The organism is Methylobacillus pratensis (assembly GCF_054072455.1).
Window position 1 is genome coordinate 264,577 of sequence record NZ_JBSUSR010000005.1, and the last position, 21,064, is coordinate 285,640.

At 60.2% G+C, this 21,064-nt stretch carries 21 protein-coding genes; 12 read left to right on the forward strand and 9 right to left on the reverse strand.

Going from position 1 to position 21,064, the window contains the following annotated elements; all coding sequences use genetic code 11:
- Positions 1–28 precede the first annotated feature (28 nt).
- Positions 29–574 (forward strand): hypothetical protein, encoded by a 546-nt coding sequence (locus ACW4YW_RS12120; RefSeq protein ID WP_407997004.1) that lies wholly within the window; start codon positions 29–31, stop codon positions 572–574.
- 75 nt (positions 575–649) lie between these two features.
- On the opposite strand, the gene acnB is transcribed toward ACW4YW_RS12120, so the two are convergent.
- Both acnB and ACW4YW_RS12130 read right to left on the reverse strand, forming a co-directional pair.
- A complete protein-coding gene (acnB, locus tag ACW4YW_RS12125; protein ID WP_457137783.1) occupies positions 650–3,217 on the reverse strand; it encodes a bifunctional aconitate hydratase 2/2-methylisocitrate dehydratase in 2,568 nt (855 codons plus the stop codon).
- 9 nt (positions 3,218–3,226) lie between these two features.
- Positions 3,227–3,571 (reverse strand): hypothetical protein, encoded by a 345-nt coding sequence (locus ACW4YW_RS12130; protein ID WP_457137784.1) that lies wholly within the window; start codon positions 3,569–3,571, stop codon positions 3,227–3,229.
- A 229-nt stretch (positions 3,572–3,800) separates the two neighbouring features.
- Here ACW4YW_RS12130 and purB point away from each other — a divergent pair, with 229 nt between their 5' ends.
- The 9 genes from purB to ACW4YW_RS12175 all read left to right on the forward strand — a co-directional run bounded on the left by purB (position 3,801) and on the right by ACW4YW_RS12175 (position 14,524).
- Positions 3,801–5,171, forward strand: a complete 1,371-nt coding sequence (purB, locus tag ACW4YW_RS12135) for an adenylosuccinate lyase (protein ID WP_457137785.1) — start codon at positions 3,801–3,803, stop codon at positions 5,169–5,171.
- Complete coding sequence (locus ACW4YW_RS12140) at positions 5,155–6,990, forward strand: autotransporter assembly complex protein TamA (RefSeq protein ID WP_457137786.1); 1,836 nt, start codon at positions 5,155–5,157, stop codon at positions 6,988–6,990. The genes purB and ACW4YW_RS12140 overlap by 17 nt, the downstream gene beginning before the upstream one ends.
- Positions 6,990–10,160: a translocation/assembly module TamB domain-containing protein gene (locus ACW4YW_RS12145; protein WP_457137787.1), complete on the forward strand. Its 3,171-nt coding sequence runs from the start codon at positions 6,990–6,992 to the stop codon at positions 10,158–10,160. Before ACW4YW_RS12140 ends, ACW4YW_RS12145 begins: the two co-directional genes overlap by 1 nt.
- Positions 10,161–10,181: 21 nt before the next feature.
- A complete protein-coding gene (locus ACW4YW_RS12150) occupies positions 10,182–11,009 on the forward strand; it encodes an NYN domain-containing protein (protein WP_457137788.1) in 828 nt (275 codons plus the stop codon).
- Positions 11,006–11,605 carry an NAD(P)H:quinone oxidoreductase gene (wrbA, locus tag ACW4YW_RS12155; RefSeq protein ID WP_457137789.1) on the forward strand — a complete coding sequence of 200 codons (600 nt, stop codon included), beginning with the start codon at positions 11,006–11,008 and terminating at the stop codon, positions 11,603–11,605. The genes ACW4YW_RS12150 and wrbA overlap by 4 nt, the downstream gene beginning before the upstream one ends.
- Before the next feature lie 78 nt (positions 11,606–11,683).
- Positions 11,684–12,427, forward strand: a complete 744-nt coding sequence (gene surE / locus ACW4YW_RS12160; protein WP_457137790.1) for a 5'/3'-nucleotidase SurE — start codon at positions 11,684–11,686, stop codon at positions 12,425–12,427.
- Positions 12,428–12,430: 3 nt separating this feature from the next.
- Entirely contained in the window at positions 12,431–13,102 is a 672-nt protein-coding gene (locus ACW4YW_RS12165) for a protein-L-isoaspartate(D-aspartate) O-methyltransferase (protein ID WP_457137791.1), read from the forward strand.
- Positions 13,102–14,157, forward strand: a complete 1,056-nt coding sequence (locus ACW4YW_RS12170) for a peptidoglycan DD-metalloendopeptidase family protein (protein WP_457137792.1) — start codon at positions 13,102–13,104, stop codon at positions 14,155–14,157. The genes ACW4YW_RS12165 and ACW4YW_RS12170 overlap by 1 nt, the downstream gene beginning before the upstream one ends.
- Before the next feature lie 25 nt (positions 14,158–14,182).
- Entirely contained in the window at positions 14,183–14,524 is a 342-nt protein-coding gene (locus ACW4YW_RS12175; protein ID WP_309566801.1) for a hypothetical protein, read from the forward strand.
- Positions 14,525–14,594: 70 nt separating this feature from the next.
- Here the strand turns inward: ACW4YW_RS12175 and ACW4YW_RS12180 are convergent, their stop codons facing one another.
- From ACW4YW_RS12180 to ACW4YW_RS12210, 7 genes are all read right to left on the reverse strand, one after another.
- A complete protein-coding gene (locus ACW4YW_RS12180; RefSeq protein ID WP_457137793.1) occupies positions 14,595–14,942 on the reverse strand; it encodes a DUF488 domain-containing protein in 348 nt (115 codons plus the stop codon).
- Between the two features lie 115 nt (positions 14,943–15,057).
- Positions 15,058–15,429 (reverse strand): thioredoxin family protein, encoded by a 372-nt coding sequence (locus ACW4YW_RS12185; protein ID WP_457137794.1) that lies wholly within the window; start codon positions 15,427–15,429, stop codon positions 15,058–15,060.
- A 59-nt stretch (positions 15,430–15,488) separates the two neighbouring features.
- Positions 15,489–16,091, reverse strand: coding sequence for a nitroreductase family protein (locus ACW4YW_RS12190; protein ID WP_457137795.1), 603 nt, complete (start codon positions 16,089–16,091; stop codon positions 15,489–15,491).
- Positions 16,092–16,095: 4 nt separating this feature from the next.
- A complete protein-coding gene (locus ACW4YW_RS12195; protein WP_457137796.1) occupies positions 16,096–17,172 on the reverse strand; it encodes an alkene reductase in 1,077 nt (358 codons plus the stop codon).
- 82 nt (positions 17,173–17,254) lie between these two features.
- The gene (locus tag ACW4YW_RS12200; RefSeq protein WP_457137797.1) at positions 17,255–17,836 is read right to left on the reverse strand and encodes a YceI family protein; all 582 of its coding nucleotides are present in this window, start codon (positions 17,834–17,836) and stop codon (positions 17,255–17,257) included.
- Positions 17,837–17,876: 40 nt separating this feature from the next.
- On the reverse strand, positions 17,877–18,443 hold the full coding sequence (locus tag ACW4YW_RS12205) for a flavodoxin family protein (protein WP_457137798.1): 567 nt from the start codon (positions 18,441–18,443) through the stop codon (positions 17,877–17,879).
- A 23-nt stretch (positions 18,444–18,466) separates the two neighbouring features.
- A complete protein-coding gene (locus ACW4YW_RS12210) occupies positions 18,467–19,180 on the reverse strand; it encodes a pirin family protein (protein WP_457137799.1) in 714 nt (237 codons plus the stop codon).
- A gap of 137 nt (positions 19,181–19,317) precedes the next feature.
- Between ACW4YW_RS12210 and cysZ the strand changes: the two genes are divergently transcribed.
- Together cysZ and ACW4YW_RS12220 are read left to right on the forward strand one after the other, a co-directional pair.
- Positions 19,318–20,079: a sulfate transporter CysZ gene (gene cysZ / locus ACW4YW_RS12215; protein ID WP_457137800.1), complete on the forward strand. Its 762-nt coding sequence runs from the start codon at positions 19,318–19,320 to the stop codon at positions 20,077–20,079.
- Positions 20,076–20,981: a LysR family transcriptional regulator gene (locus ACW4YW_RS12220; RefSeq protein ID WP_457137801.1), complete on the forward strand. Its 906-nt coding sequence runs from the start codon at positions 20,076–20,078 to the stop codon at positions 20,979–20,981. The genes cysZ and ACW4YW_RS12220 overlap by 4 nt, the downstream gene beginning before the upstream one ends.
- The last annotated feature ends 83 nt before the right edge of the window (positions 20,982–21,064 follow it).

Sequence of the window (21,064 nt, forward strand, 5' to 3'; positions counted from 1 at the left end):
TTCTCGCTCATCACTCCCTACCAATCACATGGCTATCATCGTCGATGCAAACTACAGGTTCATTGCGGCATATCAAGAAGTCAACGCGCGGATTGCCCAGAGGCAACAAGCGCTGGCGCTGTACGTGACTCTGATGGTCAGCCTGCTGGCTGCGCTTGTGGCCTTGCGCCCTTCCCCGTCTGACCATGCACCGCCCGTCGAATGGCTAATCCTGGGCTTTCCGGTCGCTTCAATCTGCCTGGCCTTCCTGAATTACAAGGCGGAATGCGCCATCACCAATTTGCGCACGTTCCTATCCAGCCTGGAAAAGCTCGATGCCGCCCACGAACGTTTGCCGAGCTACAATACAGACCCGCTGTGGTCCCGCAGCGCAAACAAGGCGCGCCGCTTCCACGACTATGCCGCGGCAGTGCTGGTCGCGGGAGGCAATATCGCCGGGCTTGGGGCCGCCCAGGCCATCTATCCACAAAGGCTGTCGACAGAACCCGCCTTTTTATATATTGCGGCGACGCTCTCGCTGGTGTCATTCATCATCGTGCTGTTGAGTCCGCGCTGGAGCTACTCTCCTGCATGAACCCATATCGCCGAATAGCATAGACAAAAAAACAGCCGCATCAAGCGGCTGTTTTTTTAATGCGATGACAAATTACTAGCCTGCGATTTCCGAAATCGGGATGACCTTCTTGGCATATTCCGGCATCTGGTCGAAATTGAGGTACTTGTAGATATTGTCGGCATTCTTGCTGAGCTTGTCGCCTACCGTCTCCAGGTATTCCTCCTGCGTCGGGATGCGGCCCAGGCGGGCGCACACCGCGGCCAATTCAGCAGAGCCCAGATACACGCGCGCATCCTTGCCCATGCGGTTGTCGAAGTTGCGGGTCGAGGTCGAGAACACGGTGGCACGGTCCGCCACGCGCGCCTGGTTACCCATGCACAGCGAGCAGCCCGGCACTTCCGTACGCGCACCAGCCACACCGAATACTGAGTAAACACCTTCGTCGCGCAGCTGGCTCTCGTCCATGCGCGTAGGCGGCGCGATCCACAGGCGCGTCGGGATGCCGCCGGCGCCTTCCAGCACCTTGGCCGCAGCACGGTAATGGCCGATATTGGTCATGCAGCTGCCGATGAAGACTTCGTCGATCTTGTCGCCCACGACGGCGGACAGCGGCTTGATGTCGTCCGGGTCGTTCGGGCAGGCCACCAGCGGCTCCTTGACCTCGTTGAGGTCGATCTCGAGCACATAGGCATACTCCGCATCCTTATCAGCTTCCAGCAGTTGCGGGTCGGCGAGCCAGGCTTCCATCGCCTCGATACGGCGCTGCAGGGTGCGAGCGTCTTCATAGCCGTTGTCTATCATGTTCTGCATCAGGACGATATTCGACTTGAGGAACTCGATCACCGGCTCCTTGTTCAGGTGCACGGTGCAACCGTTGGCGGAACGCTCGGCAGAGGCATCGGCAAACTCGAATGCCTGCTCCACCTTTAGGTCGGGCAAACCCTCGATTTCGAGGATGCGGCCATTGAAGACGTTTTTCTTGCCCTGTTTGCCCACAGTGAGCTCACCTTTCTGGATCGCGGCATAGGGAATCGCGTTCACCAGGTCGCGCAGGGTGATGCCGGGCTGCATCTCGCCCTTGAAGCGCACCAGCACGGATTCCGGCATGTCCAGCGGCATTGCGCCCATCGCGGCAGCAAACGCCACCAGGCCGGAACCGGCCGGGAAGGAAATGCCGATCGGGAAACGGGTGTGCGAATCGCCGCCGGTACCGACGGTATCGGGCAGGATCAGGCGGTTGAGCCAGGAGTGGATCACGCCGTCGCCAGGACGCAGGCTGACGCCGCCGCGGCTGGAAATGAATTCCGGCAGGCTGTGCTGCAGCTTGATATCGACCGGCTTGGGATAGGCTGCGGTGTGGCAGAAGCTCTGCATCACCAGGTCGGCCGAGAAGCCGAGGCAGGCCAGTTCCTTGAGTTCGTCGCGCGTCATCGCGCCGGTGGTGTCCTGCGAGCCGACGGTGGTGATCTTGGGTTCGCAATAGGTGCCTGGGCGCACGCCCTTGCCTTCAGGCAGGCCGCAGGCGCGCCCCACCATCTTCTGCGACAGGGTATAGCCCTTGCCGGTATCTTCCGGCGCAACCGGTTGGATGAACAGGTCGGAAGGCGGCAAACCCAGCAATTGGCGCGCGTTGTTGGTCAGGCCGCGGCCGACGATCAAGGGAATGCGGCCGCCCGCGCGCACTTCGTCCGGCATGGTCAAAGGCGCGAGGTCGAAGCTGGCGATTTCCTCGCCCGCGGCATTCAGCACCTTGCCGTCGTAGGGGCGCACCACGATCACGTCGCCCGTGTTCATGGCGCTCACGTCGCACTGGATAGGCAAGGCGCCGGAGTCTTCGGCGGTATTGAAGAAGATAGGCGCGATCTTGCCGCCCAGCACCACGCCGGCGGTGCGCTTGTTGGGGATGTAGGGAATATCGTTGCCCATGTGCCATTGCACGGAGTTGATCGCGGACTTGCGTGAAGAACCGGTGCCGACTACGTCGCCGACATAAGCCAGCGGCAGGCCTTGCGCCTTGAGTTTTTCCAGGGTCTGCAAGCCGTCCGCCATCTTGTTAATGAGCATGGCCTTGGCGTGCAAGGGGATGTCGGGGCGCGACCATGCTTCCTGTGCGGGCGAGAGGTCGTCGGTATTGGTTTCGCCGTCCACCTTGAACACCACCAGGCGCATCTCTTCCGGCAGCTTGGGGCGGCTGGTGAACCATTCACCGGCGGCCCAGGACTCGATCAGCGTCTTCGCGTGGGTATTGCCTGCCTTCATTTTCTCCGCGACGTCATGGAAGGCGTCGAACATGAGGATGGTGTGCGACAGTGCCTTGACGACGTCAACGGCCAGCGGGCCGTCCAGCAAGGCGACCAGCGCCTGCACGTTATAGCCGCCCAACATGGTGCCCAGCAGCTTTACGGCATGTTGCGGGCTGACCAGCGGCGATATTGCCTCGCCCTTGGCAATATCGGCCAGGAAGGCTGCCTTCACATAGGCGGCCTGGTCCACACCGGCGGGAATGCGGTTTTCCAGCAGGTTGACGAGGAACTGCTCCTCGCCAGCGGGAGGATTCTTCAACAATTCGACCAGGGCGGCCGTTTGCTCTGCATCCAGCGGCAAAGGGGGAAGGCCGGCGGCGGCGCGTTCTTCTACATGTTTACGATAAGCGATTAGCATGGTTTTCCATTAACTTCGTGATAGCGGTAGGCTGCAACGCATATTGACTGTTTCCCGCATGGCGCCGTTGCGGCGCATTTCCAAGGCAGCGTTCGCGCTGGCTGCCAATATGGCTTGCATGGCCTGAATAAGCGAATTATACAGTGTTGCGGCTGGCTTATAAATCGCCGGCAATGTGCTGCATGCAATGAACGTGCCTGTTTTCACAGGATTTTTCAGAGAATGAATCTTGTTTACAACCATCTTGGCCGATAGCGCGTATGTTTTGCGTTGTTGCAGCGTACTCCGCCACTTCAGCGGTGTTTCTTCATCAACTTTCAAGCGAATCGCAGGCGGCACGACATCCGCAGCCATGCCGCCTCCAGCCCCTATGCACCGCTTTGGCGCAGCAACGGAGCCAATTAAGGACGCTGCGGCGTTCATGTCCCATATAAAAAACGAGTGAAGCCGAGATTTTGTCAATCGCAGATGTCAGGTAAAATCACGTTTTTCCAACGCTGGCAGAGCAGCTTAGATCAAAGTTGCAGCTGAGATCAAAATTGCCCTTGCGCCTGCGCTCACTACCATGCAAAAAGGTTTACCGATGGAGCTCACACCTCTTAACGCACTTTCCCCCCTCGATGGCCGCTATCAATCCAAGCTCGATCCGTTACGCCCCTATTTCAGCGAATATGCGCTGATCCGCTTCCGTGCACTGATCGAGGTGGAGTGGCTCAAGGCCCTCGCTGCCGAAACGGAACTCAAGGAAATCGCGCCATTCAGCGCGGGCACCATCGCAGAGCTGGACAAGGTGATCGCAGCCTTCGGCGAGGCGGATGCCGCTCAGGTGAAGGCGATTGAGTCCCGCACCAACCACGACGTCAAAGCCTTGGAATACTGGCTCAAGGAACATTTCGACGGCAACCACGAAATCCGCGAAGTCAGCGAATTCATCCACTTCGCCTGTACGTCCGAAGACATCAACAACCTGTCGCACGCATTGATGCTGAAAAATGCGCGTGACGAAGTCATCGTTCCCACGATCGACAACATCATTGCGCGACTGACCGAGCTTGCCCACGAGCTGGCCGACACTCCGATGCTGTCGCGCACCCACGGCCAGACCGCCTCCCCCACCACGCTGGGCAAGGAGCTCGCCAATGTGGTGTACCGCCTGCGCCGCCAGCGCGAGCAGCTCGCCGGCAACGAAATCCTCGGCAAGATCAACGGCGCGGTAGGCAACTTCAACGCCCACCTTTCCGCCTATCCCGAGTTCGACTGGGAAAGCTTTGCCCGCAAGTTCGTCGAGAGCCTGGGTCTGACCTACAATCCCTATACCATCCAGATCGAGCCGCACGACTACATGGCGGAACTTTATGACACGGTCGCCCGCATCAATACCATCCTGATCGACATCGACCGCGACATCTGGGGCTATATTTCCCAGGGCTACTTCAAGCAGAAGGTGAAGGAAGGCGAAGTCGGCTCCTCCACCATGCCGCACAAGGTCAACCCGATCGACTTCGAGAACTCCGAAGGCAACCTGGGCCTCGCCAATGCCGTGCTGCGCCACCTGGCGGAAAAGCTGCCGATCTCCCGCTGGCAGCGCGATTTGACCGATTCCACCGTGCTGCGCAACATGGGCGTCGCGCTGGGCTATGCGCTGCTCGGCTACGATTCCTGCCTCAAGGGCCTGGGCAAGCTCGAGGTCAACCGCCAGCGCCTGGAGGAAGACCTGGACAGCAATTGGGAAGTGCTCGCGGAACCAATCCAGACCGTGATGCGTCGATATGGCGTGCCCAACCCTTACGAACAGCTCAAGGCGCTCACGCGCGGTAAGGGCGGCATCAACAAGGAATCGCTGCACACCTTCATCCAGGAGCTCAAGATTCCCGCCGAGGCGAAGCAGGAACTGCTGGAACTGACTCCCGCCACTTACACAGGAAAAGCTAGCGCACTTGCAAAATCGATCTAGAGAAACCCATACCCTGGCGCTGTTACGCCCTCATTGCGCCCAGGTTATTTCTCTATCCTTCCAGGCCTTGCGCGCTTGTTCTCTAGCGTTCGTGGCCTGGTTCCTGCTCTTGAACCAAACCGGCCACGCTGCAGAGAATCGTTACAGCGTCGATATCGACGCTCCGTCCTCCGTCGACGACCTGCTGGAGAAACACATGGATATCATGCGCTGGCTCAACAGCCCGCGCATGAATACCGCCGAGTGGCACCGGCTATTGCAGGCCGCCCCGCGCAATATCGAGGACCTGCTGGCCACCGAGGGCTATTTCTCGCCCACCATCGAGCAAAGCCTCGAGACCAGCACGGAAGGCAACACCACGAGGAACCGCGCCAAGTTCACGGTCCAGACTGGCGACCCGGTCACCGTCCAGGAAGTCGATATCCGCTTCACTGGCGATATCACCAATCAGGCCAGCGGCGAAAAGCCCGAGCCTGCGCAACTCATTGAAAACTGGTCCCTCAAGCAGGATATGCGCTTCAGCCAGGACCGCTGGTCCAGCGCCAAGCGCGGCCTGCTCAGCGGGCTGGTGCTGCAACGCTATCCCAATGCCAGGATCACCAACAGCAAGGCCGAGATCGACGCTGCCAGCAACAAGGTCCGGCTGATGGTGGAAATCGACAGCGGCGCGCCTTTCCGCTTCGGCGGCCTGGAGGTCAACGGCCTGCAGCGCTACCCGCGCAGCCTGGTCGAGAACATCAACCCAATCAAGCCTGGCGAAACCTACAGCCAGGCCCGGTTGCTGTTCTTCCAGTCCGAACTGCAGGCCAGCGGATACTTCAGCAATGTCGAAGTCACGTCGCATACCGACAATGCTGACCCGGAAGCCGCCCCCATCGTCGTCAACGTCACGGAAATGCAATCGGTGCAGGTCGGCATCGGCGTCGGCGCCAGTACCAACACGGGCGCACGCACCACGCTGACCTACCAGGACCTCAACCTGTTCAACCGCGGCTGGCGCTTCACCAACACCTTGAAGATCGAGCAGAAAGCGCAATCGCTCAATTCCCTGATCCGCCTGCCCACCGACAAGAACGGCTACCGCGACAGCTTCAATGCCGACCTCAACCGCCTGGATATCGAGGGCCAGACCACCTCTACCCTGGGCACCGGGGTAAAGCGCTCATGGGGACCGCGCAGCTTCGAGCAGACCATAGGGGCGGCTTACCTGTTGGAACATGTGGCGATTGATGGCAGCGAATCCCAGAACAACTATGCCGCCACCATCTCCTACGGCATCACCTTGCGCCGCATCGACAATGAACTAAACCCCACGCGCGGCTACTTGTTCAATGCCTTGTTCACCAGCGCCCCGCTCGATGTCATGGCCAATGGCAAATTCCTGCAAAGCTATGCCAAGACCCAGGCTTACTACCCACTGACGCGCAGCACGCAATTGATCACCAGGCTCGAAGGCGGCATCGTCAGCGGTGCCGACAATGCCCCCGCCACCTACCTGTTCCGCGCCGGCGGCGACCAATCGGTGCGCGGCTATGCCTACCAGAGCCTGGGCGTTGCCGACGGCGACGCCGTGATCGGCGGGCGCTACCTGGTCACCGGCAGCATTGAGGTGATCCAATGGCTCACGGAGTCATGGGGCGCCGCCGCATTCGTGGATTTCGGCAATGCGGCGAACAATACGCGCGACCTCAAGCCGGTGTATGGTTACGGCCTGGGCGCCCGTTTCAAGAGCCCCGCAGGCCCGATCGGCGTCGACATCGCCCGCGGCCAGGAAACCGGCGAATACCGGCTGCACTTCAACCTGGGGGTCACTTTCTGATGGCAAAGCGGCTGCTGATCATCCTGCTGTTGTGGTTCCTGCCCTGCATAGCGCCGGCATATGCCTTGATCCAGCTCAGCTCCAGCCTGCAGGACCTGCATTACGATGCCGGCAACATGGAGATCGACCTGTTGCAGTTCGACAGCCACCTCAGGCTGCTGCCCACGCGCGAAGGCCGCCTGCGCGTGGACCGGCTGCACGCACAGCGCCTGGTCATCACCATGAAGCAGGTCCCGGCAGACGATAAGCCGGACGCGCCTGCCAGCAGCCTGCCCGAACTACCCGATACCATTCAGGTGCCCTTCCCCGTAGAGGTGGAACAGGCTTCAATCGACGAAATCGAGATCGTCTCCGGCAACAGCCGCCAGGTGCTGCAGCATGTCACCCTCAACATGGCGGCGGACAGCAATACCATCCGCCTGCAACTGTCGCGCGCGGAGACGCCCTGGGGCGACATTACGGCTGAAGTCGCGCTGCAGAACCGCAAGCCGTTCCCCTTGTCCGGCAATATCCACGTGCGCCAGGCGCAAGGCAACATGCCCTACGACCTCAACACCATTCTTTCCGGCGACCTCCAGGCCTTGCGTTTCGAGATGCACAACCTCTTGGCCATGCAGGATCAGTTACCCGCTATGGTAGCGGCCGATAGCGCACTGCCTGCCGCAGGCAAGCTGGATATCGCGGGGGAAGTCACCCTGGAAGGCGACCTGCCGCTCAAGCTCGATGTCCGCCTGCGCGACCTGGATCCGAAAGCATTGGGCCAGGCGACAGACGCCCGCCTGAGCGCCGATCTCAGCCTCAACGGCAAACTGCTGCCCGCCGCCGACCTCACCGTGGCGCTCAACAGCCTGGATAGCCAATGGCGCGGCCAGCCCCTGCAGGCCAAGGCCAGCCTGCGCCTGCTCGACAACATCCTGGACAGCATCCAGGTGGATGCCACGCTGGGCGGCAACCGCATCACCGCAAACGGCAGCCTAGGCCAACCCGGCAGCAGCCTCGCCTGGCAAGCCGCCTTGCCTGCATTGAATGCCTTGGGCCCGGCATTTGCCGGCAAGGCCGAAGCCAACGGCACGGTAGCCGGCGAGTTTGACGACCTGCGCGCGCAATTCCAGCTGCTCGCGGAAAACCTGCGCCTGCCAGGCAATGTCACGGCACGCAAAATCAGCGGCAACGGCAATCTGCACGCCATGGGCGACCTCGCGGCGGCGCTCAATGCCGAGGGCCTGCGCATCAACCAGGGCAGCTTCATCGACGGCAAGATCGCCTTGAACGGCAACCGCGCGCAACATGTCCTCAAGCTGGAGGCCGCCGGCACCGGGCTGAAGCTGCAATCGACTATCGCCGGCGGCATCGACACCACCGGTGCCTGGATAGGCGCATTGCAGCAACTCGAATACCAATCGGAAGCCCCGATCAAACTGCAGGTCCCGGCCCCCATCCGCTACGACGAGGCCGGGCTTGCCATCGACAACCTGGTGCTGCAGTTCAAGCAGGGCCGCATCAGCCTGGATGCGCTACGGCAAGGCGCCAGCGGTCTGCAGACGCACGGCCGCATTGAGCAACTGGCCTTGCAGGACATCCCGCCACTGCTGTTTTCATTGCCCGCCAATCTCAAGGGCAACCCGGTATTTTCAGGGCAATGGGACATCAATGCCGGGGAATCACTCAACGGCACCGTCACGCTGCAGCGCGAATCCGGCGACCTTGTCGTGGTACGCGAAGGCCATCCCGAGCAGCCGCTCGGCCTCAGCGAAGTCAAATTGCTGCTGGCGATGCGGGACAACCAGGTCGACCTGACGGCCAACATCCGCGGCAGCAAGCTGGGCAATATCGCGGGCAGCCTCAATACCAGCGTCACCAGCTCGGCCGGCAGTTTCAGCCTGGAAAGCAACGCGCCGTTGCAAGCCAGCCTGACAGCGGACATCAACAGTCTTGCCTGGCTGCCCTCTCCCGAGGTCCAGGCAGACGGCACGCTCAACGTTAGCATCAATGCCGACGGCAGCATCGGCAACCCCAACCTCGGCGGCAACATCCGCGGCCGCAACCTGACCGTCAGCCTGCCTGCCGAAGGCGTCAACCTCACCAACGGCCAGCTTGACGCCTCGTTGTCGGGCGACAGGCTCACCCTGGACACGCTGCGCTTCACCGGCGGCAAGGGCACCATCAATGCCAGCGGCGGCATCCGCCTCGCAGCGGGCAAGCCGGAAATGGAAATCGACTGGGTGCTGGACGATTTCACGGCCGCAGAACGCACCGACCGCACAGTGGTATTGAAAGGCAGCGCGAAAACCACATTGCAGGACAACCAGCTCACCTTGGACGGCGACCTGCGCATCGTGCGGGGCTTGATCGAACTGGCCCCCGAAGGCGCGCCGCAGCTAGGCAATGACGTCGTCGTGATCGGCCGCGAGCGCGAGGAAGAAAGCAGCCCGCTGCAATTCACCATCGGCAGGCTCAGGATCAACCTCGGCGACGAAGTCGTCGGCATCGTCGACCCAAGCAAACAATTCCTGCTGCGCGGTTTCGGCCTGGACGGCTACCTCACCGGCATCCTCACCCTGTCGGGCAGCGTACCTGACAGCTTGCGCGCGGAAGGCTCCATCGTCGTCGGCGGCACCTACATGGCCTATGGACAACTGCTCAACATCACCAAGGGCATCGTCAACTTCAGCGGCCCCGTCGACAACCCTGGACTCAACATCATCGCCATGCGCCAGAACCAGACCGTGCAGGCCGGCGTCGAGATCACGGGCAATACGCAGATGCCCACCGTCAAGCTGGTTTCAACCCCCAGCGTGCCGGACAGCGAAAAACTCTCCTGGCTCGTGCTGGGCCACGGCCTCGACCAGGCAGGCAAGAACGAGTTCGCCATGCTCTCGCTCGCCGCTGGCGTCCTGCTCTCCCAGGGCGACTCCGTGCCCCTGCAGACCAGGATGGCCCGCGCCGCCGGCCTCGACAGCTTCAGCATAGGCGGCAACGACGTGGAAAGCTCCACCGTCAATTTCGGCAAGCGCCTATCCTCCAAGCTCTACCTCAGCTACGAAAAGAGCCTCACCGGCCTGCTCAACGTCGCCAAGCTCACCTATACCATCAGCCGGAACTGGTCTGTTGTGTCGCAAGCCGGGTCGGAGAGCGCGGTGGATGTGCTTTATACTTTCCGCTTCCAATAATAAATCCAAGGAAGTATCAACATGCACCATACCGAGACTGGAAGCCCTCGCCTGGCAATATTGATTGATGCCGACAATACGTTCAAATTCATCAATGTCGTCGATGAATTATTGGAGGAAATCTCGAAATTCGGCGATGTCAGCATTCGTCGTATTTATGGAGATTGGACTGAAACCAGGATGCAGCGTTGGAAAGAAATTCTGCCCAAATATGCAATTCAGCCTATCCAGCAATATGCCAATACAAAAGGCAAGAACTCAACCGACAGTGCTCTCATCATTGATGCCATGGATTTGCTATACACGGCGCCCCTGGATGGTTTTTGCATCGTATCCAGTGATAGCGACTTTACCCGGCTAGCCACCCGATTACGTGAATCAGGTAAACAGGTTTATGGTTTTGGCGAACAAAAAACACCTGACTCGTTAATCGCAGCATGTAACAAATTCATCTACATTGAAATTCTGTCAAAAGAAAAGTCGCCTGATCATCAAGAGCCCTCTCCAGCCTCAACGGCAGAAACACCTTCAAACTCAGATCCCAAACCCAAGCTTGCCCCATCGACATCCACAACTCCACCCGCATCTGCACCCGGCGTACGCAAGAATAGCCGAGAGCTGGCGATGGATGCGCGTCTGATCACGCTAATCCGCTCTGCAATCAGCGCATTGTCTGATGACGATGGTTATGCCCACATTGGAGAGACAAAAAAACACATGATCAAGAATTTTCCAGCCTTTGATTCACGCAATTATGGCTATAGCAAATTCAGCGAGCTGATCAAGGCCACCGGGTTATTCGAGACTGATAAAACCAAACAACGTATCAAGGACAAGCGCAAAAAATGACCGACATTCTCGTCCTCTATTATTCCCAAAACGGCTCCGTCCGCGAGATGGCTAAGCTCATCGCGCGCGGCATTGCTTCCGTCGAGGGCGCGCAGCCCAGGTTGCGCACGGTGCCCAAGGTATCAGCGAATCATGAAGCGACCGAACCCGAGATTCCGCAGAGCGGCGACCCTTACGTCGAGCTGGCCGACCTTGAGGAATGCGCGGCATTGGCATTGGGCAGCCCGACCCGCTTCGGCAATATGGCGGCGCCGATGAAATATTTCCTCGATGGCACCAGCGGGCTTTGGCTCAAGGGCGCGCTGATCGGCAAGCCTGCCGCGGTGTTCACTTCCACTTCCTCCATGCATGGCGGGCAGGAGAGCACGCTGCTCTCGATGATGATTCCCTTGCTGCACCACGGTATGCTGGTGCTGGGCCTGCCATATTCCGAACCCGCGCTGGCTGCCACCAGCACCGGCGGCACGCCTTACGGCGCCAGCCATCTTGCCGGGGTGATGAACGACAAGCCGGTCAGCGCCGAGGAAAAAGCGCTGTGTATCGCGCTGGGAAAACGCCTGGCGGAAACTGCCGTCAAGCTCAAGCACGGCAGCTGAAACCGCCTGTCACATTTTTTACGCGATTGTTGTCGGATGGGCGTGAAAAGCGCTCCATGACTCGGTTATAATAAAAAAATGCGTATTCTTCTTTCCAATGACGACGGCTATTTCGCCCCCGGGCTCAATATCCTGGCCCAGCACCTGGCAAAGGTGGCGGACATCGTGGTGGTCGCCCCCGAGCGCGACCGTAGCGGCGCCAGCAATTCCTTGACGCTGGACCGTCCGCTGTCGGTGCATAAAGCCAGCAATGGCTTTTATTATGTCAACGGCACCCCGACCGACTGCGTGCACCTCGCCGTGACAGGCTTGCTCGACGAATTGCCCGACATGGTGATTTCCGGCATCAACGACGGCGCCAACATGGGGGACGACACCATCTATTCCGGCACCGTCGCCGCAGCCACCGAGGGCTTTCTGCTCGGCGTGCCTTCATTTGCCGTCTCCATGTCGCGCCACGGCGTACAGCATTTCGAGACGGCGGCACGCTTCATGGTCGGCCTGGTCGAGCGTTACCAGAAGGACCGCTTTCCGCCGCCCGTGCTGCTGAATATCAATGTGCCGGATGTGCCGTTCGAGCAGATCCAGGGCACGGAAGTCACGCGCCTCGGCAAGCGACACAAGGCGGAGCCTGTGATCAAGTCCACCACGCCGCGCGGCCAAACCGTCTACTGGATCGGTGCGGCAGGCAGCGCGCAGGATGCCGGGGACGGCACGGATTTCCATGCCGTGAGCCGGAACCGCATTTCCATCACGCCCCTGCAAATCGACCTCACGCAATACAGCCAGCGTGAACAGGTCAAGAACTGGCTTGCGCTGTAAAGCATGAGCAGCACGGCATTACGCGGCATCGGCATGACTTCCCAGCGTACGCGCGAGCGCATGCTGGGACGCCTGGGCGAGAAGGGCATCAAGGACGAGGTGGTACTGGCGGCCCTGGGCGCCATTCCACGCCATATATTCGTCGACGAGGCGCTGTCCTCGCGCGCCTACGAGGACGGCTCGCTGCCGATCGGCTTCGGGCAGACCATATCCCAGCCCTACATCGTGGCGCGCATGACCGAGATCCTGCGCAACGGCGGTCCGCTCGGAAAAGTGCTGGAGATCGGCACCGGCTGCGGCTACCAGACTGCCGTGCTTTCCAAGGTTGCCAAGGAAGTCTACTCGGTGGAGCGCATCCGCCCGCTGCTGATGAAGGCGCGCGGCCATTTGCGCGAATTGCGCCTTGCCAATATCAAGCTCAAGCATGCCGACGGCACCATGGGCTTGCCGGAACTGGCACCTTTTGACGGTATTATTGTCACAGCGGCTGCGCGCCATATCCCGCAAGAGCTGCTTGAACAGCTTGCCGTAGGGGGGCGTATGGTGATCCCCGTCGGCACCGAAGAACAAATCCTGTACCTGGTCGAACACATCAAGACGGCAACAGGCTCTGAATACAGACAAAGTAAACTGGAAGCGGTGAAATTCGTGCCGCTGCTAGGTGGAACCAACTAATGCAATGGACTAAGCAAGTCAACAAATCCTGGCTCGTCAGCCTATTCCTGATCGGCCTAGCCGGCTGCAGCACGACCGAGCACGCTCCGGTGGTGGACCGCGCACCGGCAGCCAAGCCGCCGGTCGCCACGCAGAGCAAGCCGAGCGCCGGCCAGCAATCCAGCGACTGGCGCCCCAATACGCATACGGTCAAGAAAGGCGACACCCTCTACAGTATCGGCCTGGAATACGGGTTCGACTACAAAGAGATTGCACAGCTCAACAATATCGCGCCGCCGGCCTACACCATCCATATCGGCCAGCAGCTTAACCTGCCTGCCCGCACGGCAGACGCCGCCCCGGCAGCCAGCCCGATTCCAGGCCAACCGGCCAGCATTGCCGATGGCGATGTCATCATCACACCGCTCAACCTGGATGGCGGCAGCGGCCCCGCCACTGTGACAGGCCAGACAGGCACCGCCACGCCGGCACCCGGCCAGCCGTTATTGGTGGTTGAGCCCAAGGCGCTGCGCCAGCCCTACAGCGAAGCGGCCTTGAATGCCCCAGTGCCTGCGCCGCAACCCCAGGTAGCGGCTGCGCCAACGGCGGCTACGCCTGCAACCGCCACGCCAAGCACGCCTGCTGCCACGCCCTCCCCGGCGCCAAGCGCAACGGTTTCATCCGCCACCAACAGCATTGAAGGCATCGACTGGGCATGGCCGACCAACGGCAAGGTGATCGCAGGCTTCAACGATTCCGCCAGCACCAAGGGGCTGGATATCGGCGGCGCCATGGGGCAGCCCGTGCATGCGGCCGCGCCCGGCAAAGTGATCTACAGCGGTTCGGACCTGCGCGGCTACGGCAAGCTTGTCATCATCAAGCACAACAACACCTTCCTCTCCGTCTATGCCCACAACAGCAATATCCTGGTGAAGGAAGGCCAGCAGGTCACCCGTGGGCAGAAGATTGCAGAAATGGGCGATTCCGATACCGACAAGGTCAAGCTGCATTTCGAGATTCGCCGCCAGGGCAAATCGGTAGACCCGAGCAAATACCTGCCGTCATCCCCGGGCTAGATACAGCCTCCAGGAGCCAGCCAATATGAGCAAACCTGCGCGCAACCCCGATGCCAAACCAGAGTCCTTGCTCGCCACCTTGCTGGCCGGCCTCCGGCTGGGATTGATGCTGGTCGGGATCGTCGGTATTGCCGTGCACTTGTTCAATGACGAAGGCTGGCTGGACCGCTCCATGGCCTGGGTATTTTCCGGCACCTGGACATTGCTGGCCATTCCCGCCGCAATATTGGTCATCTATCTTGCCAACCGCTGGCTGACCGCCCCCCGGCGCGGCGAATTGAGCAAACGGGGCGACCTGCCGCTTTACCTCATGATGGGGATAGGCGTATTTTTCCTGTTCCGCCTGCTCAGCACGGGCGGCTTCTGACTCCTGAATTCTTTGCTTTACTGGGCTTAGTAGGCCACGCCCCCGCCCTACCAAACTGTGGCCCTAATCATCAGGCGGAGGCATCCAGCCATTGCTTGAGGATCACGGCCTCGTTATGCAACTGGTCGCGGGCCGCATATATCAAGGTAATGTCTTTTTGCTGCGCGAGTTTCTGCAGTTCCGCCCAAGCCGGGTTATTTTTCAATTCGGTACGATAGCGCCGCTTGAATTCCTGCCATTTCTCCGGGTCGTGCCCGAACCATTGCCGCAGTTCGGTAGAAGGCGCGACCTCCTTGAGCCAGAGATCGATGCAAGCCTTGGCTTTCGCCAATCCGCGCGGCCAGAGCCTATCTACCAGCACGCGCGTGCCATCCGACTCGGTCGGAAGTTCATAGGCGCGCTTCAACATGACGTTCATGATGCTCTCCATGTGGCTTGATCATCCATGTACACCGGATAGTAGCAAATAAAAATGCCGCCCACTTTTCCAAGTGGGCGGCACTCAATGTGCTTCTATACACCAAGACTGATTGCTACTTGGCGGCTGCCTCCTGCTGTGTGTAATACTCGCGCACCTGGGTCATGTCGTAGGCCCTTGCCCACTCGATGATCTTGTCCAGCGCAGGAGCGCCGATCTCGCCGACCTGGGCATGAATACCAGCCTGCTCGCGGATCACCAGGATGCCCGGGATCTTGTCGACCTCGAAATACTCGCTGATTTCCGGGTCTTCCTCGGTATTCACCATGCCGAACACGATATCCGGGTTCTGCTCGGAAGCAGCCTCGAAAACAGGCGTGAAAGCGACGCACGGCTGACACCAGGGCGCCCAGAAATCGACGATCACAAAGTCATTGCTCTCGATGGTTTGCTTGAAGTTGGCTTTTGTAAGCTGCAAAACAGGCATGATTAAATCCCGGCTAATGGATGGAATTTTTCATTATAACAGACCTGTATACCGGCAACTCAGACAATGGGCTTGCCCCAGGCGCTGTCGAAGAACAGCTCTCCCAGCTCGCGACGGCTGCGTGCCGCCAGCTCGCGCTCCTTAGCTTCCCCTTCCAGCGTGGCAGGGTCGGCTGCATAGCCTACCGAGACCATGGCAATGATCTCGATCTGCTCGGGGATGGCAAAAGCGGCGCGCAGCTTGTCGGCGTCAAAACCTGCCATCTGGTGCGCCATCAGCCCGAGTGCGGTTGACTGCAGGCAGAGGTTCTCTGCGGCCGCGCCGCTGTCATACGCTGCCCAGCGATTGGGCTTGCCGTTATGGTGGAACTTGGTATCCGCGGCGATCAAGACCAGGAGCGGTGAATTCTTGACCCAGCCCTGGTTGAACTCCACCAGGGTGTCGAAGGCCTTTTGCCATGCCGCGGCATCCTTGTTCTTGTCCCAGACGATGAAGCGCCACGGTTGGTCGCCGTAGCAGGACGGTGCCCAACGGGCTGCCTCCAGCAAGGCAATGGTCTGCTCGCGGCTGACCGGCTTGCTGGCGTCATAGGCGCGGCCGCTCCAGCGCTCGGCAATGGTGGAATCGATGGGTACGCTGGTGACTGCTGGTTTTCTTGACATCTTATTATCCTTGTAGGGTTGGGTAATCGGTATAGCCCTTGGCATCGCCGCCATAGAATGTGGCTTGGTCAGGGGTATTCAGCGGCGCATCCTGCCGGAAGCGTTCCACGAGGTCGGGGTTGGCAATGTACAACGCGCCGTAGGCGACCGCGTCGGCATGGCCCGAGGCAATCGCGGCATCGCCCTTGGCCTGGTCGTAGCCGAGGTTGGCGATGTAGCCGCCCTTGAAATGCTTGCGCAACGCGGAAAAATCGAACGGCGGCACATCCTCGCCGCCCATGCCACCCTCCACCGCATGCAGGTAGGCCAGGCCAAACGGGCTGAGGCTCTCAGCCACATGGTTGAACAATGCCTGCGGGTTGGAATCGCTGATATCGTTGAACGGGTTTAGCGGCGAGATGCGCACGCCGACACGGTCGGCACCCGCCACCTCGACCACCGCCTTGGTCACTTCCAGCAGCAGGCGCGTACGGTTCTCGATACTGCCGCCGTATTCATCGGTACGATGATTGGTGCCGTCGCGCAGGAACTGGTCTAGCAGGTAGCCGTTCGCGGCATGAATCTCGACCCCGTCGAAACCGGCCTCGAGCGCGTTGCGCGCGGCACGCGCATAATCCGCCACGATGCCAGGCAGCTCCTCGATCGCCAATGCACGCGGCGTGACGAAATCCTGCAAGCCTTCGTAGGTGAAGGCCTGACCTGCCGGCTTAATGGCAGAAGGCGCGACCGGCAAGGCATTGCCGGGCTGCAGGGACGGGTGCGAGATACGGCCCACATGCCAGAGCTGCAGCACGATCTTGCCGCCCTTGGCATGCACGGCCTGGGTGACTAGCTTCCAGCCTTCGACTTGCTCGGGATCGTGTATGCCCGGGGTGGCGGGATAACCGTGCCCAGTGGCGGAAATCGGCGTCGCCTCGGTGATGATCAGCCCGGCGGAAGCGCGCTGGGCGTAGTATTCTGCATTGATGGGTTGCGGCACGTTGCCCTTGCCGGCGCGGTTGCGGGTCAAGGGCGCCATGACGATGCGGTTCTTGAGCGCGATGCTGCCCAACTTGGTCGGGCTGAATAAATCGGCAGACATGAATTTCCTCCGTGATCAAACAGCAAAACGCCGCGCAAGCGGCACCTGCGGGCGTTTCAGGTTAAGGCAGGACGGGCAAGGCTTACTTCTTGACGCCTTCGATCAGCAAGGTGACTTCGACGTCATCGCCCACCGGGGAGCCAGGCTTGCCCCAGGTGTAGCCGTAGTCGGACGCCCGGATGATGGTCTTGGCTTCGATACCGGTGCGCAGGCCGCCCCATGGGTCCTTGCCGAAACCGAGCACGGCAAACGGGAAGGTCACGTCCTTGGTTACGCCGTTGATGGTGAGCTTGCCTGTGACATTGCCCTGGCTGGCGGAGGTGGGTTCGATCTTGGTGCTGACAAAGTGGATCTCCCCGAACTTGCCGGCATTGAGGTATTCCTCTTTCTTGATGTGCTCGTCGCGCTTTTCGTTGCTGGTGTTGACGCTCAGCACGTTGATCTTGGCATCGACGCTCGACTTGGCAAGGTTGTCCTTGTCGATGATCAGCTTGCCGGTGATGTCGCTGAAGGTGCCGGAAGTCTTGGAAACCACATGGCGGATCGCGAAGTTGGCGAAGCTGTGCTTGTTGTCGATCTCGTAAGTCTCGGCAGCGGCAAACGCCAGGCTGCTTGCCGCGAACAGGCCTGCAACCAAGCCCAGTTTAGCGATGGAATGTTTCATTGCATTTCCTCTCTGCGTATCAAAAAAGTCGTTATTAATATTAGCCGCGTAGCTTCTTGGTGATATCGGCAACACGCTCGCCCAGGTGTTCCGCAGTAAGCAAGTCGCTCTGCAATGGGGCGACGTCAGGGCCTTGGTCACTATTGGCCTGGGCCAACGCGCCCAGAAACCCGCCCAGGCGGTTCAAGTCATTGACTGAGCCCGCACTGCTATTGTTCCCCGGCAGCAGATCGTTGCCTACCCAGATCATGCCATGCTGGGCGGCAAATATGGTGAGCTGCACGATGGTGTTGAGCTTGTCGCCGCTCTGGCTGGCTGAAGTGGTAAAGCCTGCCGCCACCTTGTCCTTCCAACCACGGTTATACCAGATGCTGGAGCTGGCATCCATGAATGCCTTGAACTGGGCGGAAGCCGAGCCCATGTAGGTCGGGCTGCCGAAGATGATGGCGTCCGCCGCGTTCAGCGCCTCCCAGTCTTGCTGCGCCTCCTCGGAATTGAGCAGCAGCACCTCGGTGCCGGCCACTTTTTCCGCCCCGCGCGCCACCGCTTTTGCCTGGACTTCGGTATGGCCGTAGCCGCTGTGATACACCACTACAACTTTCGTCATGATATTCCTTTCAATACACAAGATTAATGGGATGTATGGGATGGCAGGTCGAACAGCAGCACTTCCGCTTCTTCCCCTGCCGTGATCTCAATATGTTGCTGCGCGTCGACCTTCACGGCATCGCCAGCCTCCAACAGCAGCCCATCCAGGGTCACGCTTCCGCGCGCCACCTGCAGGTATACGCTGCGACCGGGCTGCATGCCGTATTCGATCTGCTGGTTTTCAGACAGCACTGTTGCATACAGAGCAACATCCTGGTGAATGCGCAATGAACCCTCGCTACCGTCGCGCGAGGCGATCAGGCACCAGCGGTCGCGCTTCTGCTCGGCGGCAAAATGCTTCTCCTCGTAGCCAGGCGCTATCCCATCCTTCTCGGGCAACAGCCATATCTGCAAGAGATGTGCCTGGCTGCGGTCGGAAGCGTTGAATTCGCTGTGGACGATGCCGGTGCCAGCGCTCATGCGCTGCACATCGCCCGCACGGATCACCGAGCCGTTGCCCAGGCTGTCCTCGTGGCGCAGCTCGCCCTTGAGCATGTAGGTAATGATTTCCATGTCGCGGTGCGGATGCATGCCGAACCCCATGCCGGTCGCGATCACGTCCTCGTTGATCACGCGCAGCACCGAGTAGTGCATGTGCTCGGGATCGTGGTAGCCGGAAAAGGAAAACGAATGGTAGCTATCGAGCCAGCCATAGTTGGCATGGCCGCGGTCCTGGGCTTTACGCAGACTGATCATGGTGCGCCTCTCTTCATCTTCAATAATATTGAACGTCAGCAGGCATGGTAGATAATCGCTCGCAGTATGAATAGCAAAGAATTTTGTATATATTGTTCAAAAGTTATGAACATGTTGCGCAACGCCGCCCACAGCCGATGACAACCGCCATTCAACCTCGCGCCCTGTCAGGACCGCAATATCTATTGCAGGGACTGAAGCTGGTATTGAGCCCAGGCCTGCGCCTGTTCGTGCTGCTGCCGCTGCTTGCCAACCTCGCGCTCTTCATCGGCATGGTCTATTACGCCGTCAAGCAGTTCGACAGATGGATCGCGGGCTTATTGTCCACTCTGCCCGGCTGGCTGGAGTTCCTTTCCTATCTTGCCTGGCCCCTGTTCGTCATCCTGCTCGCGCTGATCATATTCTTCACCTTCAGCTTGTTCGCCAACCTGATTGCCGCGCCTTTCAATGGATTGCTGGCAGAAAAGGCGGAAGTCATGATCCGTGGCCAGGATGACTTCCCCGCGTTCAACCTGCAGGAACTGCTGGCCATCGTCCCCCGCACCCTGGGCCGGGAACTGCGCAAGCTGCTTTACTTCCTGCCGCGCGCGCTCTGCCTCATGGTCCTGTCGCTGATCCCCGGACTCAACTTGCTCGCTCCGCCCTTGTGGCTGCTGTTCGGCGTCTGGATGATGTGCGTGCAATACCTCGACTACCCTGCGGACAACCACAAGCTTGGCTGGCAGGACATGCTGGCCTGGCTGAGGCAGAAGCGCCTGAAAAGCCTGGGCTTTGGCGCCAGCGTCTATGCGGCGCTGTGGGTTCCCGGCCTCAACGTATTGATGATGCCGGCGGCGATTGCGGGCGCCACGCTGTTCTGGGTGCATGAGCGCGACCCGCTCCCGAAAGCCTCCGCATGAGCATCAAGCTTTCCATCGAGGCGCTGGAAGTGCTGGATGCGATTGACCGCGAAGGCAGTTTTTCCGCAGCGGCCGAGAGCCTTTACCGCGTCCCCTCCGCCATCACCTATACCATCCGCACGCTGGAAGACGATCTCAACATCAAGCTGTTCGACCGCAGCGGGCACAAGGCGAAGCTCACCGAAGCAGGGCTGGAGCTGTTGCGCGAAGGCCGCCACCTGCTCAAGGCGGCCGGCGAACTGGAATGCCGGGTGCGCCGCGTCGCCACCGGCATAGAAACCGACATCCGCATCGCCATCAGCGACATCCTCAGGCTGGAGCCGTTGTACGACATCATGGAGCGCTTCTACCGCCAAGGCTTCGGCACCCGCGTGCACCTGCTGCGCGAGGTCTACGGCGGCAGCTGGGACGCCCTGATCAGCAACCGGGCGGATATCTCGATAGGCGCCCCGGGCGAAGGGCCTTCTGGCGGCGGCTACACCACGCGCTTGCTCGGCACGATGGAGTTCGTGTTCGCCGTGGCGCCTCATCATCCTTTGGCACAAGCGCCCGAGCCGCTGGCGAACCACGACATCCAGCAGCACCGCTCCATCTCGGCGGCAGACAGCTCGCGCCACCTGCCGCCGAAGACTTCCGGCATCCTGGACGGGCAGGATGTACTGTCGGTTCCCGATATTCCAAGCAAGGCGCTGGCGCAGATCAAGGGGTTGGGCGTAGGCTATTTGCCGCGCAAGCTCGCCGAATACCATGCCGCCCGCGGCGAACTGCTGATCCGCGAAGTGGCGGAGCCCAAGCCAGCGGTCGTCGCCTATGTCGCCTGGCGCAGCGGAGGCGGCAAGGCGCAGCAATGGCTGCTGCAGGAATTGCAGAAAGTCGATGTTGAGGCGTTCATGCCCGGATGAGACGAGCCAGCATTTGTTCAGCGGAAATTTGGTATATTGGGCGTCAGAGCCTGTTCGCGATCTTTTCATCGGGCACGCATGGC

Bases quoted from the DNA above. Each gene is read 5' to 3' on its own strand.
- ACW4YW_RS12120 (WP_407997004.1), top strand. From the start codon at position 29: ATGGCTATCATCGTCGATGCAAACTACAGGTTCATTGCGGCATATCAA.
- acnB (WP_457137783.1), bottom strand. From the start codon at position 3,217: ATGCTAATCGCTTATCGTAAACATGTAGAAGAACGCGCCGCCGCCGGC.
- ACW4YW_RS12130 (WP_457137784.1), bottom strand. From the start codon at position 3,571: ATGGCTGCGGATGTCGTGCCGCCTGCGATTCGCTTGAAAGTTGATGAA.
- purB (WP_457137785.1), top strand. From the start codon at position 3,801: ATGGAGCTCACACCTCTTAACGCACTTTCCCCCCTCGATGGCCGCTAT.
- ACW4YW_RS12145 (WP_457137787.1), top strand. From the start codon at position 6,990: ATGGCAAAGCGGCTGCTGATCATCCTGCTGTTGTGGTTCCTGCCCTGC.
- ACW4YW_RS12150 (WP_457137788.1), top strand. From the start codon at position 10,182: ATGCACCATACCGAGACTGGAAGCCCTCGCCTGGCAATATTGATTGAT.
- wrbA (WP_457137789.1), top strand. From the start codon at position 11,006: ATGACCGACATTCTCGTCCTCTATTATTCCCAAAACGGCTCCGTCCGC.
- surE (WP_457137790.1), top strand. From the start codon at position 11,684: ATGCGTATTCTTCTTTCCAATGACGACGGCTATTTCGCCCCCGGGCTC.
- ACW4YW_RS12165 (WP_457137791.1), top strand. From the start codon at position 12,431: ATGAGCAGCACGGCATTACGCGGCATCGGCATGACTTCCCAGCGTACG.
- ACW4YW_RS12170 (WP_457137792.1), top strand. From the start codon at position 13,102: ATGCAATGGACTAAGCAAGTCAACAAATCCTGGCTCGTCAGCCTATTC.
- ACW4YW_RS12175 (WP_309566801.1), top strand. From the start codon at position 14,183: ATGAGCAAACCTGCGCGCAACCCCGATGCCAAACCAGAGTCCTTGCTC.
- ACW4YW_RS12180 (WP_457137793.1), bottom strand. From the start codon at position 14,942: ATGAACGTCATGTTGAAGCGCGCCTATGAACTTCCGACCGAGTCGGAT.
- ACW4YW_RS12185 (WP_457137794.1), bottom strand. From the start codon at position 15,429: ATGCCTGTTTTGCAGCTTACAAAAGCCAACTTCAAGCAAACCATCGAG.
- ACW4YW_RS12190 (WP_457137795.1), bottom strand. From the start codon at position 16,091: ATGTCAAGAAAACCAGCAGTCACCAGCGTACCCATCGATTCCACCATT.
- ACW4YW_RS12195 (WP_457137796.1), bottom strand. From the start codon at position 17,172: ATGTCTGCCGATTTATTCAGCCCGACCAAGTTGGGCAGCATCGCGCTC.
- ACW4YW_RS12200 (WP_457137797.1), bottom strand. From the start codon at position 17,836: ATGAAACATTCCATCGCTAAACTGGGCTTGGTTGCAGGCCTGTTCGCG.
- ACW4YW_RS12205 (WP_457137798.1), bottom strand. From the start codon at position 18,443: ATGACGAAAGTTGTAGTGGTGTATCACAGCGGCTACGGCCATACCGAA.
- ACW4YW_RS12210 (WP_457137799.1), bottom strand. From the start codon at position 19,180: ATGATCAGTCTGCGTAAAGCCCAGGACCGCGGCCATGCCAACTATGGC.
- cysZ (WP_457137800.1), top strand. From the start codon at position 19,318: ATGACAACCGCCATTCAACCTCGCGCCCTGTCAGGACCGCAATATCTA.
- ACW4YW_RS12220 (WP_457137801.1), top strand. From the start codon at position 20,076: ATGAGCATCAAGCTTTCCATCGAGGCGCTGGAAGTGCTGGATGCGATT.